Raw genomic sequence first — 452 nt, forward strand, 5'->3', positions numbered from 1 at the left:
AGTAAAATTACATGTTAATACGTAGTATTAATGGCGAGACTCCTGAGGGAGCAGTGCCAGTCGAAGACAGGGGCCCCAACACAGAAGCTGACATATAGTCAGCTTACAACAATGTGCCGGTTGGGGTAGCTGAGACGGCACCCTAGGAAGGGACCCATCATCAAAAATTCTATTTATAGAATTTTACAGTAATGTGCCAGATGGGCAAAGCGAAGCCATTCAATACGAAGTATTGTATAAATAGAGAACAGCAGTAAGATATTTTCTAATTGAAAATTATCTTACTGCTGTTTTTTAGGGATTTATGTCCCAGCCTCCTTCATAGCTTGTATAAAAAGATCATTAAAAACGATTCATTATATGGTTCGTCCATTCAAAGTATATACTAATCTTCAACTTCGATATGATTAAAGCGATAATAGATACCATCCGGACCTTGTAAATTTAAATGT

The 452-nt window shown here is 37.4% G+C and carries 1 protein-coding gene; it reads right to left on the reverse strand.

Features of this window, described 5'->3' with window-relative positions; translation table 11 throughout:
- Positions 1-385 precede the first annotated feature (385 nt).
- Positions 386-452, reverse strand: a 67-nt coding sequence (locus tag IDG60_RS22015) for a hypothetical protein (RefSeq protein ID WP_241013328.1), incomplete at its 5' end; no start/stop codon positions are given.

Source organism: Staphylococcus sp. EG-SA-2 (assembly GCF_017152085.1).